We start from the raw sequence: 12,962 nt of genomic DNA on the forward strand, positions 1-12,962 counted from the left end.
CGGCCTGCTCTTCCAGGCGTTCATCCAGTGTGGTTGTTTGATTGCAACAGCGACGCTGCACGTCTTTGCTCCTTCCAAGGTGAAAGGCGTGAGCGCAAATGGCGTTCTCATCACGATATAAGCCTCGGCCGGGCGTCGCCGCGCGATTCTGAGCGCTGGCGAGGAACCGCGCCATCCCCTTTTGGAGCGGCGAGGGGGCTTTCCCCATCGGCGATCAGGCCTTTGGGGATCGACGATGATCCCAGATCCTTGTTGCGCCCGAAGGGACCGCCGGGTTGACCCAGCAGAACTTCAAGCTTGTCGCCCTTTCGTCGGTACAGGAGGAGCCCGGCGCTTTGTTTGCCAGGGGATTTTCGCACGCTAGGCCGCATGGCGCGCGGTTTGCCGCCTGCGCTGCAGATGACGCAGGAGTTTAGCGAGGGGCATGGCATTGAGGACGCGGTCCGGGGGCACGCCGCCTTTACGGGCCATTCGACGCCCCAGTGCATATGGTCCAGCTCCCTGATGGAGTGCGCGTCGGGATTAATACTGAAGATGCAGCCGTAATCGAGCGCCTTCTGGTGCCAGCGCCAGTCGAGGTCGAGCCGCGGCCTTGTGCAGATGGAGCTGTGTTTCGCCGCTGCGTGCTATGGAAAGGTTCTGCAGGATTTTCGTCTGCATTGAAGCGCCGAGGCCTTTCATCTTTCGAATACGATCTTGTTTCGCAGCCTCTTCTAGTTCGGTAAGCGAGGAGATGCCGAGCTCCTGATGCAGCTTGAGTATCTTGTCGGGGCGAATGCCCGGGATGGCGAAGAGCTCCAGGACGCCTTCCGGGACGTCCTTGCGCAGCTTCTGCAGACTTGGATGCGATCCCGTCTGGTGAAGTTTGGTGATGATGTCGGCGATGGCGTAGCCGATGCCGGGAATCTCGGTGAGCGTGCCTGACGGGATGATGCGATCCAGCGGTTGCGAAAGCGCGGCAAGGCTGTCTGCCGCGGTGAAGTGCGCCTTCGCGCGGTATGGATTAACGCCGCGCAGGGAAGTTCTTTGCGCGTATTCCCTCAGGAGGCGCGCCACTGTCTGCGTGGCCGTCTTGCCTATAACCTCTGACAAACGGGGCAGCCTCTCCGGAGTTCCGGACGGCCAAGGCGGGCGAAGCCGGCAGCTCGCATCTCGTGCTCTCGGGAAAGCTCCATTGAATCAAGGCTTGGATTTCTGAAATGCCCGGTATTTGATGCAGGATCAAGCCCTCGAGGTTTGTTTGTACTTGAGGCCATCGCATTCGCCGACGGGAAAAATCGGGCTTGCATCTTCTGTTTGGATTAGCGCCGAGAGGAACTCTTCTTGGCCTTCCTTCCCGGCATCACCTTTTTCACGGCTTTTCGGGTCGACCTCGTCGCGGCGGCGGCCGCCTTCTTCACCGTCCGAACGGCTCGCGAAACTGCAGACTTCTTCTTCGCCTTCTTCGCCATCGCTACCTCCGCAACTTAGATTTTTTGGCTTTGTTTCCAGTATTCTTCTTCGATGCCTTCTTTGCGATCGACTTCTTTGCTCCCTTTACGACCTTCTTGGCAGCTTTCTTTTCCGTCTGCTTTGGCGCTTTCGATGATTTGCTAATCGACTTAACGGCCTTCTTCACCGGTGCTGGTGTCTTCTTGGCAGCTACTTTGCGCATCCGCTTGGCAACTGTCTTGACCGCAGTTTCAGCCAGTGCGCCTGCTGCGGCAGCGACCAAGTCCGTGATCTGTTCGCCTACCGGCTTCTTCGGGTCCTTCTGCTCTTCAGTCTGTTTGGTATCGTCCATGAGACCCTCCACCGCAGATCGTATGATAGTGTGATTCAGCGCCCTGGAAGACTGTCTCCTTAGGTTTGCCGAGGAAGCACGAGCCTCCGCGAGTTTCGTTGAGCGGCCGCGGGCAGGATGAGCTCCTCAAAATGGCCCGCAACGTTGAAATGCTCTTGTCCTGCACACTAACCCTTTCTTAGAAGCGAAGTTCCGCCACCGATCCTGCCTATTGTGACCCCTCTGAAACCGACGGCGGCTGTCGCGTTCTTGCGTCCGCTCTCGTGGTGCGCGAAAAGGTAAACTAGCGGCCCCAGCCTCTCCCCCGCTAGGGCCACTTTCTCGTTTAGAAGCCCGCGAACTATTGTCCGAGCATACGAAGGCCCGTTGATGCGGGCGCTAGTCATTGTCGCCCCTTTTGACTTGGAGGATTGGAATGCATGGAAAACGAGTGCGCAATGCTTTCGTTCCTACTAGCGACAGTCCAGTTCATCCGCCGTGTATGACAACGATTAGCGCTAGACCGCTTACATCCTAATCAAACGAGAGACGGCCCCAGCTGGGGCCGGGCCGTCAGCCGTGAAGGATGGCGTCAACAAACGGTAAGAGACACTTCAACACAAGAGGCCGCCCGTTAGGGCGGCCTCATTCCTTCGACGAACAGGTGCGCGGCGCAGCGTTGTTGCGTTTTCATCCCTGATGTGATGACCGGATACTCGAATACAACGCCTACGGAATCCGGCAGCTAGAATTAGGGGCGAGCCTACCTCGGCGGTGAAGAAGAGCGTGGGCTCTGGGTCGAAGCGGGCGGGTTGCCAACGCCAGCCTGCTGGCTGTATGGCTGAATCTCAGTTAAAGGGTTAGTGCGTCCGATGGGCTCGAGCCTTGCGCGGGGTTCGCCCTGAACAGCCAGTAGTCGCCAAGCTTGGCCCCTGATCCAGATCCGATCAATTTCGATCGAACGCCATCCGGCAGGCAGGGTTATGGGTCCTTTGCACCAGTCTTGAGGATTGTCAGGCCCAGGCTGTATCTTTGGAAAACCCAGAATCAACCCTAGCAAGAAGCCACCAAGATTTGCAAAGAACGGCCCGGCTGGCGGTTGCTCTGGAAACACGTCTTTGCGGTATTCAAGCGTCTGCATAAATCTGCCGGTGCAGAAATCAGCATAGCCGCGGTCTAGCATCTCTAAGGCAAGACGCCTGTTACCTGAACGGGCGGCCCAAACGCCGTACAGGGACGACAACATCGGACTGCCAATGTACCGTTTTGCGATTTTCAAATAGAACGCAAGGGTCGCTTGCTCTGTTTCGTCATCAAAACCGCACCCGAGGGGGAAGATGCCCATGAGGGGATCGGGTGTCGCGGCCTTTTCTTCATCTACGCGGAATGCATCGTGTGAAATTACGATTTTTCCTCGTTTTGGTACAACTAGCTTACTTGCGATCTCTGGCCATGCGGGATCAGCTGGCCTGTTCAATCGCTTAGCAGCGGAGATAGCGTCTAGCAAAATGGTTCGTGCCGAAATATTTGTGAATATCGCATTGTCGGAGGGCGATTTGCGCTCTGCAATACCCATTGAGGCACGAATCTCATATTTCCCGCGCCGTTTGGTGACCCGGCTCGTGACCCATTCTGCTACGCCCGACAGCACAGGCCAGGCCTTATCCCGCAAGAACGCATCGTCGCCGGCTACGTCTGCACAAAGCGCAAATGCGCGGGCGATATCAAGTGAAGCATGATCTTCGCGCCAAGCTGCCGAACCCGGCATCGGCGCGGCCTCTTCTCCGGTCGACGGCGCACTTTCCCAAGGAAATTGGAGACCGCGCCGTCCCATCAGACGTGCATTGTTACGCGCGGACTCCAGATTGCGTACACGGTAGTCCAGGATACCTTTAGCCGCGTGAGGCTGCAGGAAAATCAACGGCGGAACACAGAAAGTCTCAATGTCCCACATCACGTGGCCGAAATAGTAATGGTAGTCATGCCAGGTCGCCAGGCCGAACATGGACGTCGAAGCGGGAGATGAGGCGTGGGTAGACGATATCAAATAGAAGAATGCGGCGTCCGCCATAGCTTGCCAGCGCTTCTCTGCGCCCACCAACCGAATTCCGCTCTTCCATAATTCGGCCCAGCAAGCCCTGTTGTTTTTCCTGATTGCATCGAAGCCGATGTTGGCCGCCATAGCGATTAGTCTTGCGGCTTGGTAATCTGGCTGATTATGGAGTGCGCTAGGAACCAAACTGACTAGCTGACGAAGTTTATATTGACGACCACGGCGAGCTCGAAACGCATACTCGGTCCTTAAGCCTTGACCGTCCAATGGCGGTCGTTGCGGTTTTGCATCATCTCCAACGAGCTCGGTCACGTATGCAAGTCCGCATGTCGAAATCGCTCCCGCACTTTCCCAGAGCAGCGACCCGTCGCTGGAAGGATTAGCTTCTCCGGGCGTGTCGCGATTGTATCGCAGCGCGCGCCCTTCTATTCCCGACAGATCTATACTTGCGCGAACTTTAAGGTCCGAGGCGGCATCGACATCGATGGCAATCTCCTGGCAGACCACTGTGGGCTGCTCGCGGCTGCAGAACGACATCACAACGATTTTTGCTTGGCGGCCACCCACCTTAAAATTCAATCGGGTGGTCAATTCGGCGGTCGAAAAATCGTAGGCCTGGTCGATGACGCGAACGCATTGAGGGGCGTCCGACATCCATACTCCCCCTAGGCAGATGTCACCGGCGACCGGATAGGGAGCGAATGCGGCAGCCTCGATTTTTCTTTCTGGATGCTCTCCGGAGAACCCGCTGAGCAGGGCCATGCCAGGAATCAGAGGATTGTCGCGGACCTTCAAGCCGACGACGCCATTCGACATATAGGCCGGTAACTCGTTGCCCGCGCTTCCGACGACTGGCGGGGGACTAATAGGACCGTCCATGGCAGCTTCCTCCACGCAGCGCAACGCGTGGCAAGGTCCCGCGTTCCAGCGCCTTCGAGAGGAGGTAGTGAGACTAGCTCATCAACGGTAGGAACGCTGGATTTAACGGCGCGTTGCTAATCCAAGACAATCAAAGCGTATAAAGCAGGGTTTGACGATGCTAGGGAGCACGAAGTGGTGGCAGACCGGGATCATTTATCAGATCTATCCCCGCTCATTTCAAGACAGCAATCACGACGGCGTAGGAGATCTTCGCGGGATCATACATCGATTGCCCTATCTGACAGAACTGGGCGTCGATGCCATCTGGTTGTCTCCAATTTTTATGTCGCCCATGGCCGACTTCGGCTACGACATAGCTAATTACACCGATGTTGATCCACTGTTCGGGGATTTGGCCGACCTCGATAGCCTCATAGATGAAGGCCATCGCCATCAGCTCAAGCTCATTCTAGACCTAGTTCCCAATCACACATCGGATCAACATCCCTGGTTTGTTGAAAGCCAAGGATCTCGCAATAGCCCGAAACGCGATTGGTATATCTGGCGTGATCCGGCTCCGGACGGGGGGCCTCCAAATAACTGGCTTTCAGAATTCGGAGGAAGCGCGTGGGAATTCGATCCGAACACTAACCAGTATTATTGTCATACGTTTCTGTCTGCACAGCCTGACTTAAACTGGCGCAATCCTGCCGTTCGCAACGCCATCCACGACGTCATGCGTTTTTGGCTCCGACGCGGCGTCGATGGCTTCCGCGTGGATGCCGTCTGGTATCTCATTAAGGACGATCAGTTTCGTGACAATCCCCTCAATCACGATTTCCGCCCTGGTGGGCTTCCCCGCGATGCGTTGATCCCACTTTACACAGCGGATTTGCCCGAGGTTCATGATGCGATTAGCGGTATGCGACGAGTTACAGACGAATTTCCCGATCGAGTGCTCCTCGGTGAAATTTATCTGCCGTTCGAGCGTCTTGTTGCGTACTACGGCCGCGATCTAAAGGGCGTCCATTTTCCCTATAACTTTGCACTTCTGACGGCCAAATGGGAAGCCCGCTCACTCGCAAGTCTGATCGATGAGTATGAGGCCGCACTCCCGCCGGGAGGGTGGCCGAATTGGGTTCTGGGCAACCACGACCGACCGCGCCTCGCAAGTCGAATCGGAGCAGATCAGGCACGTGTCGCTGCAATGCTTCTGATGACATTGCGCGGAACGCCGACCTTCTACTACGGTGACGAGATCGGCTTGCAGCAGGCAGCTATTTTGCCGGAACAGGTTCGGGACCCGTTCGAACAAAACGTTCCAGGTATCGGTGTTGGTCGCGACGGATGCCGCACGCCGATGCAATGGGATGCCACGAATTCGGCCGGGTTCTCGGATGCTGACCCCTGGCTGCCAGTGTCCAACAACTTTCGTGAAAAAAATGTGGACGTTTTCCGCAAGGATAGAGGATCGCTCTATTGGCTATATCGTCGGCTGATCGAATTCCGGCGCAAACACGTGGCTCTCACAGAGGGATCGTACAAGCCTTTGAAGGCCAGCGGCGATCTTCTGCTGTTCTGTCGTGAGCTGCAGGAGGAGCGATTGTTGATAGCCCTGAACATGGGACCTGAGCCTATCGCGGTCTCAATCCCTGATAAAAGATTGTCTGTGCGCGTCCTTCTATCTTCGTTTTTAGACCGCGAGGGGGAAGAGGTGTTGGCCAGTATCGCTTTACGCGGCAACGAAGGGTTGCTCATGATGGATGTCGGAAGCGCTCGATAACAGGAACATCAAGCAACATTGAACGTTGGGTGCGGTGCCAATCAGGCTTTTTAGCTCAAGGTGAAACGAAGATGAGGATCGCTCAGATTGCGCCGCTTATGGAGAGCGTGCCCCCAAAGCTTTACGGAGGGACTGAGCGGATCGTCTCCTACCTTACCGAAGAATTAGTCAAACTAGGTCACGATGTTACGTTATTCGCCAGCGGCGATTCTGTAACCTCGGCGAAACTCGTAGGCTGCGTTCCAACAGCTCTGCGGCTGGACCCTAAAGTCTGTGATGTCATTCCCTACTATATGCTCATGCTCGACCGGGTGCGGAGCCAATCGCAACAATTCGATATCCTTCATTTCCATATAGACTATTTGCACTTCCCACTGTTTCGGGACATGTCCTCGCGAGTCCTGACCACTCTTCACGGCCGGCAGGACCTCCCTGACAACAAGCCGATTTACATTGGTTTTGATGAAATGCGTTTGATCTCCATTTCGGATAGCCAACGGACACCGATTTCAATCGCAAACTTCGCGAAAACGATTTACCACGGGCTACCTGGAACTGATCTTAAGCTAACCCTTCGTCCCCAAGGGGGCTATCTTGCGTTTCTTGGTCGCATTGCTCCCGAGAAGGGTCCAGAAACCGCGATTCAGATCGCACGATCCGCCGGTATCCCACTTAAAATAGCCGCGAAAATCGATCGGGTGGACGAACAATACTTTCGCGAACGAATTGCTCCATTGCTGGATCAACCGGGCATCGAATTCATTGGGGAAATCAACGAACATCAGAAGGCCGAATTTCTGGGTCAAGCCTCCGGTTTGCTGTTTCCGATTGATTGGCCGGAGCCTTTTGGCTTGGTGATGATAGAGGCAATGGCATGCGGCACGCCGGTTCTCGCTTTTAATCGAGGCTCGGTGTCGGAAATCATCGAGGACGGCAAGACGGGTATCGTGGTCCAGTCGAAGGACGAAGCGATCAAGAAACTACCGCATCTTCTGACCTTGGACCGACGGAGAATCCGGCACGAGTTCGAGCGGCGTTTTTCGGCTCAACGAATGGCCCATGATCACATTGGACTGTATCAAGAGCTGATAAAGGGTGAACGCGAGTGTCTTGTTCAAAGCGCTTTTCAAAGTGATGCTCTCGAAAACGCTCAGCAAGCTGATCAGTCGAGGTCCCATTCAATGACCAAGGTGGTGCAGGCGCCCTACCCATTAGCTACGCCTGCGCCTTTCTTGAGTAGCCGACCGAGCATTTCTTATGAACCATTTACGAGCCCGTATGTCCGACTCCTGCAACAGCCAAGCCGGAGAATGCTACATGGCCCGCACGCCACCCTGGAAAGCAGCCAGTCCGCGAAAAAAAAGAGGGCAAGGGATCGCAAAGGCTTTCGCCCGCGCGCAAAGCCGTCAAACGTTCGGCGAAAAAGGCCGGGCGGCGTTATCCGAATTTGGTCGATAATATCCGGGCCGCCAGCAAGCAGAAAACCGTCCACAAAAAGAAAACGAGGAAGCGTTTGATCGAGGTCCTCGGCATTGCGGGACAGCCACGTCGGTACGGCCCATTCATCACCCCGCACGGCGTCGCCTTCAACCTCTGGGCTCCCTCGGCCCAGTCCGTCGAATTGCTCGAACGCGGCCAGCCACCACGGCGCATGCCGAGGGACGTGGACGGCTGGTATCAAACGCTCAGTGCGACCGCGCACGTCGGCACGCGCTACCAATTTCGCATCAACGGCGACCTGAATGTCCCGGATCCGGCGTCGCGCTTTCAGCCGGATGATGTCGGAGAGCCCAGCGAGGTTATCGACACGGCCGCTCTGCGCGACCCCGTCCTATTTGTCGGACGCAATTGGGCTGAGTCCGTCATTTATGAATTGCATGTCGGCACCTTTTCACCCGAAGGCACCTATGCCGGCGTCGAGAACAAGCTCTCCTACCTGAAAGAGCTTGGTGTCACGGCCATTGAACTGATGCCGCTCAACGACGTGCCGGGGCGGCGCAATTGGGGCTATGACGGCGTGCTACTGAACGCACCGAATGCGCGATATGGACGACCCGAAGACCTTAAGAGGCTCCTGCGCGCCGCGCATCAGCACAACATCATGGTCTATCTGGACGCCGTCTATAATCATTTCGGGCCCCAACTGAATTACCTGCACAGCTACGCCGAACCCTTCTTTACCGATCGACATTCGACTGGATGGGGTCCGGCGGTCAATCTTGAAGGCGAGCACGGTAAATTCGTGCGCCAATTCCTAATCGACAACGCCCTGATGTGGATCAGGGATTATGGCTTTGACGGGCTACGGTTAGATGCCGTCCATGCGCTGAAAGACAATTCCGAAAAGCACTTCCTGGTCGAGCTCGCCGACACGATACGCACACGCTTGGTCGGCCGGCATGTGCATCTGATGCTCGAGAACGAAGCCAATGAGCCCCATCTGTTGGAACGCAAGGCTGGTCGAGCACGACTTTACAATGCGCAATGGGGAGACGACTTCCACAACGCCCTACATGTGCTGCTGACGGGGGAGAAAGAAGGCTATTACCGTGCCTTTGCCGACAAGCCGCTTGATCATCTGGCTCGTAGTCTCACCGAAAACTTTGCTTACCAGGGCGAAGTCTTTCCTTTGCATGCCAGACCTCGCGGCGCCAAGAGCGCGCATCTGCCGCCGGACGCCACCATCTTTTTCGCCCAAAACCACGATCAGGTCGGCAATCGCGCTCTTGGTGAGCGGCTCTCGACTCTTGTGAGCACCGAAAAATTACGTCAGGCGATGGCGCTTGTTTTGTTGAACCCTCATATACCGATGCTATTTATGGGCGAAGAAGCGGCCGCCGAGACGCCGTTTCTGTTTTTCTGTGATTGGCAGGGCGAGGCCGCCCAACTTACCCGCGACGGCCGTCGCAAAGAGTTCGCAGAACAGGCCTTTTCGACGCCCGAGATGCGCGACAAGATTCCCGATCCCACCGACGAGAGGACATTTCTCTCATCGAAACTCGATTGGGATCGCATCGAGCATGCGCCGCGCAGCCGCGAATTCCGCGCGCTCACCCATGAGTTGCTTGCAATTCGCCATCGGCAAGTGGTGCCACTTATCGGGGAGGGGTTTGCGCGTGCCCACGCCGAGCGCACGGCCACGGAAGGCCTTAACGTTATCTGGCATACGCAAGAAGGGAACAGCCTTCAGATCATCACCAGCTTTGCCCCTGCTAGTGTACCGATGCCGAAAATCGAGGGCAACGTCATCTGGAACTCGGAGCGCGGCCCGTTGACACCGTCGCTCCGGCAGCACCAGATCGTAGTTGCTATCGGCGATGGAAAGCCGCATCCGTAACTTGTTAGGCGACCGCCGTCGGTTTGGTCGGATGAGCGGTACGCGGATGGTGATCGTGCAGATAGACCGCAAGCTGATGTCGCAATTGCTCGTCTCCGCCGACCGCATCCTTGAACAGCCGGTCCTGAAGATGGTGCGGAAGAGCCGACCATAGCTTGAGCGCCGCCCTTCCCACCGTATGTTCAAAACGTAATACAAGCTCGCTCATTACTAATCTCCGTTGGACGGCGCCCCGCGCCGGCGTAAGGAGACAATACGGGAAGGTCGGCTAAGTTTCACTCGCGCCTCACCGACAGGCGAACGGGCCGGGTCGGCGAAGCGGATGGCTAGGGCGGCGGCTCATGGGAGGCCCGCTTGAAAAGTTTGGACCCTGACAAATTTGGACTTCTACCACGTGCCGGTGGTCTCCGGCCGCCTTGGCTCGGCGCACATTGAGATAGGCACCGGTCAGAACCAGCTGATCGTCGAGGGCGGCAAGAAAGAAAAACAGGAACGCGAGTACCTATATCGCGGCATTTCGACCCGCGCCATCATAGCCGCCGCTGCCGGCGTGGCGTGGGCATTCTGGACCCGCTTAAGATGGAAGCCACGACATTGAAGTCTAATACCGCCTGCACACCGCGCGGCTTGGATAGGAACCTAGTGCATCGATGCGGATTAGGCCGGTATGGACAATGGGCAACCCACCGATTCTGGCGGTAATGAACCCGCCCCGTTGCTTTTGATCGGGGTCGCTCTCCTCCCGCTCTTAGGAGTTCTTGGTTGGTTTCTAGGATTGTTCGGCTGAGCGCAAGCGACGCGAACCATGCAGATTTTAGAAGGTTATTTGCTAAGTCGAAGCTCGCCGCGGCATACGCGCGATACTTGGCTCTTCCGTGAGACATATCAGCAACAACCATGCGTCCGCGTTTTTGCAGGTGGCTGGTCTTAAAGGCCTTCAGCGGCGTACCAAGGCACTGGTCCCGAAGAGCGAAGTTTCACGGCGCAGTTTTCGGGCTAGGGCGCGGCCGGGCGATCCTGCGTCCTGTCGCCCAGCCAGCGCCGATATTGGAAAATGCCACCGTGTTGCCGTGTGGGGCAGCCTCGGCGATTGACCTACGTGCCGAGCGACGAATGATCCCAGCGGCACTAATGTCATGCCGATCATCGACAAAGCTCACAGAGAGCTTTGTCACGATCGTCGGGGTTTTATACGTTCCAATCGCGAAAGTCCTCATCATCGGAAAAAGATGGCAAGATCCCTCAATGCGCCTTGGTGCACCTCGCCTGCCGTCCTTGGCGGCGAGACCTAAGCACGTTCGACTGCCACGATGCCAACATTAGCCAGCCGTACCTTGTGTTTCCGGCCACGCGGCGAGCACGGCGCTCGCGACCAGCGATGCGTGTTATCGCCAATCTTCGCCAGTCAGATCGAGCGAGATATCCAGAGTCGCAAAAAGAAGGTCTTGTCTTACTAACGCGTGGATCACGCAGCTGCGCGGCCCTGATGCGCGCTCCACCATTCAGCGACCCCTTGTAGGACATCGTCCCAAAGAGTGGTGGGGAGGTCAGGTACAGCGAGGCGAACACTATAACCGCCCGTTGCGGAGGACTGACACCATTCGGTCGCAGCAAAATCGAAGCCGAAACTTCCCGCGTGCCGGATTGGCAAGCCCTCTCGGCTCAGATCATTGCTCATGTCTGCAGCAGCCTGCCTTGCCGTCGCTTCGTCGAGAGGCTGCATACTCCCTAGCTTGACAAAAAGGCCGTGCGCGAACTGCTCCACAGTCTGACCTGGTAGAATAGACTTGAGCTGCTTGAATGCACGGCGGCTATTGTGCAGGATGGCCGCCACCCTTTTTTCCGTCAATGCCCGGTAAGATGAAGTGCCTACGTATGGCGGGAAATGTGCAGGTAGGGCAGCGCCGCCGAGCAGTCGAACTGCGTTTCTCATTTCGGCCGGAAGATTGCTGAATCTCGATCCTACAATCCACGGATCGTTCTTCTCCCAATGAACGAAAGCGGCGGAGCCCAGCCGGCCATATTCTGCACCAAGAGAGTCCAGCTTGGTGTGGCTGCGCACCATCACGACTGGGACACCCCATGTCCGCGCCCATCCCAAGGCGCGTCGAATACGGCCCGACCCGCCCGAAAAACAGGTGGTGTCGAAAATCACGAGATCGAGCGCTGGGCTACTGCAGCGCACAGTCTCTTCAAACACGTCGCCTGCGGCGCAAGAATCGAGCAGGAGGATCCGGGATGAACAAGTCCGACCATTTGCCCCTTCCTGCAATTGCCTCAGCGGGACCAGCTGCAAATGATGCGCATAGCCTTCAACGAATTCCAACGTCTCACTGTAAGAGCCCTGAAGAACCAAAAGATCGGCTTCTTGAGCGTACGCTAACAGCAGCGCCGAGATGGCCGCCATGCCGGAAGCAGTGTAGACCGTTTCGTGAGTGAATTCGTCATCCCTACCGTAGAATGAAGGACCATTGACCTCCAGATCTGCACGCTGGTAGTCGTATTTGAAGTTGAATGGCCCGGCAGCGTTAGGCCTCTCTGACCAAGCTGTTTCTGTAATCGTCCAATCGTGGAAGGCATGTTCGGCCCTAAGCGCAGCAGTTAACTGAAATTTGCACCTGACCACTTCTGTGACGGACGCCGGTCGGATGAGATCGAGTGGACTTTTCAGGCAATCGTTCAATAGCCGGAGTTCCTCATGCTTTCTTCCAAAGTATGCTTCGATGGTCTCCATATGGCTTTTCACTGCTGGGTAAGATCATCTCCAACGAACGGAGCTGCATTTGGGTCCTAATTTGAGGAATGACCGCACCGGCCGATTCGCAGGGCCGCTTGTACGATGTTTCTCGAAGTATGATCCTCAAGGATTGTGCCGCGGGCTGCCGAATGTGGCGATCAACCCGCCGCTGAGCCCACTAAATATTGCGATCTTACGGCTGCTCCATTCACACTACTGAGGCTTCGGTTGGTTGGCACAGGGCACCGAATGATGCCATCTCCACAATGTTGCACTCGATCGCTCGAAATGCCATATCGTGCAATAAGCTCAAGCGAGCGCGACACCTGCGTTCGAGGATCGCGCGCACGAGGGCTCAGCTATTGTGTCGATCCCACTTTGCCACGCCCAGCCCAGTTTCCTCATCGCCTCAAACGTGCTCGGAGACGT

At 56.4% G+C, this 12,962-nt stretch carries 10 protein-coding genes; 5 read left to right on the plus strand and 5 right to left on the minus strand.

Annotated elements, in window-relative coordinates:
* Positions 1 to 522 precede the first annotated feature (522 nt).
* A complete protein-coding gene (locus ACPPVP_RS07855) occupies positions 523 to 1,092 on the minus strand; it encodes a helix-hairpin-helix domain-containing protein (RefSeq protein WP_426532859.1) in 570 nt (189 codons plus the stop codon).
* A gap of 231 nt (positions 1,093 to 1,323) precedes the next feature.
* Between ACPPVP_RS07855 and ACPPVP_RS07860 the strand changes: the two genes are divergently transcribed.
* The gene (locus tag ACPPVP_RS07860) at positions 1,324 to 1,470 is read left to right on the plus strand and encodes a hypothetical protein (RefSeq protein WP_426532861.1); all 147 of its coding nucleotides are present in this window, start codon (positions 1,324 to 1,326) and stop codon (positions 1,468 to 1,470) included.
* Here the strand turns inward: ACPPVP_RS07860 and ACPPVP_RS07865 are convergent.
* Both ACPPVP_RS07865 and ACPPVP_RS07870 read right to left on the minus strand, forming a co-directional pair.
* Entirely contained in the window at positions 1,454 to 1,783 is a 330-nt protein-coding gene (locus ACPPVP_RS07865; RefSeq protein WP_426532863.1) for a histone, read from the minus strand. The two genes, ACPPVP_RS07860 and ACPPVP_RS07865, sit on opposite strands and share 17 nt — an antisense overlap.
* A gap of 742 nt (positions 1,784 to 2,525) precedes the next feature.
* Positions 2,526 to 4,694, minus strand: coding sequence for a hypothetical protein (locus ACPPVP_RS07870; RefSeq protein ID WP_426532865.1), 2,169 nt, complete (start codon positions 4,692 to 4,694; stop codon positions 2,526 to 2,528).
* Positions 4,695 to 4,851: 157 nt separating this feature from the next.
* Here ACPPVP_RS07870 and ACPPVP_RS07875 point away from each other — a divergent pair, with 157 nt between their 5' ends.
* The 3 genes from ACPPVP_RS07875 (at position 4,852) to treZ (ending at position 9,796) form a co-directional block, all read left to right on the plus strand.
* The gene (locus tag ACPPVP_RS07875; protein WP_426532867.1) at positions 4,852 to 6,459 is read left to right on the plus strand and encodes an alpha-amylase family glycosyl hydrolase; all 1,608 of its coding nucleotides are present in this window, start codon (positions 4,852 to 4,854) and stop codon (positions 6,457 to 6,459) included.
* Between the two features lie 71 nt (positions 6,460 to 6,530).
* Positions 6,531 to 7,976 carry a glycosyltransferase family 4 protein gene (locus tag ACPPVP_RS07880; RefSeq protein ID WP_426532869.1) on the plus strand — a complete coding sequence of 482 codons (1,446 nt, stop codon included), beginning with the start codon at positions 6,531 to 6,533 and terminating at the stop codon, positions 7,974 to 7,976.
* Complete coding sequence (gene treZ / locus ACPPVP_RS07885) at positions 7,907 to 9,796, plus strand: malto-oligosyltrehalose trehalohydrolase (RefSeq protein ID WP_426532871.1); 1,890 nt, start codon at positions 7,907 to 7,909, stop codon at positions 9,794 to 9,796. Before ACPPVP_RS07880 ends, treZ begins: the two co-directional genes overlap by 70 nt.
* Before the next feature lie 4 nt (positions 9,797 to 9,800).
* Here the strand turns inward: treZ and ACPPVP_RS07890 are convergent, their stop codons facing one another.
* Positions 9,801 to 10,004: a hypothetical protein gene (locus ACPPVP_RS07890; protein ID WP_426532873.1), complete on the minus strand. Its 204-nt coding sequence runs from the start codon at positions 10,002 to 10,004 to the stop codon at positions 9,801 to 9,803.
* Between the two features lie 171 nt (positions 10,005 to 10,175).
* Between ACPPVP_RS07890 and ACPPVP_RS07895 the strand changes: the two genes are divergently transcribed.
* The gene (locus ACPPVP_RS07895) at positions 10,176 to 10,394 is read left to right on the plus strand and encodes a hypothetical protein (RefSeq protein ID WP_426532875.1); all 219 of its coding nucleotides are present in this window, start codon (positions 10,176 to 10,178) and stop codon (positions 10,392 to 10,394) included.
* Positions 10,395 to 11,261: 867 nt separating this feature from the next.
* On the opposite strand, the gene ACPPVP_RS07900 is transcribed toward ACPPVP_RS07895, so the two are convergent.
* Complete coding sequence (locus tag ACPPVP_RS07900) at positions 11,262 to 12,530, minus strand: hypothetical protein (protein WP_426532876.1); 1,269 nt, start codon at positions 12,528 to 12,530, stop codon at positions 11,262 to 11,264.
* Positions 12,531 to 12,962 lie beyond the last annotated feature (432 nt).

Origin of the sequence: Bradyrhizobium sp. McL0615 (assembly GCF_049993905.1) — a bacterium.
Classification (GTDB): Bacteria; Pseudomonadota; Alphaproteobacteria; order Rhizobiales; family Xanthobacteraceae; genus Bradyrhizobium.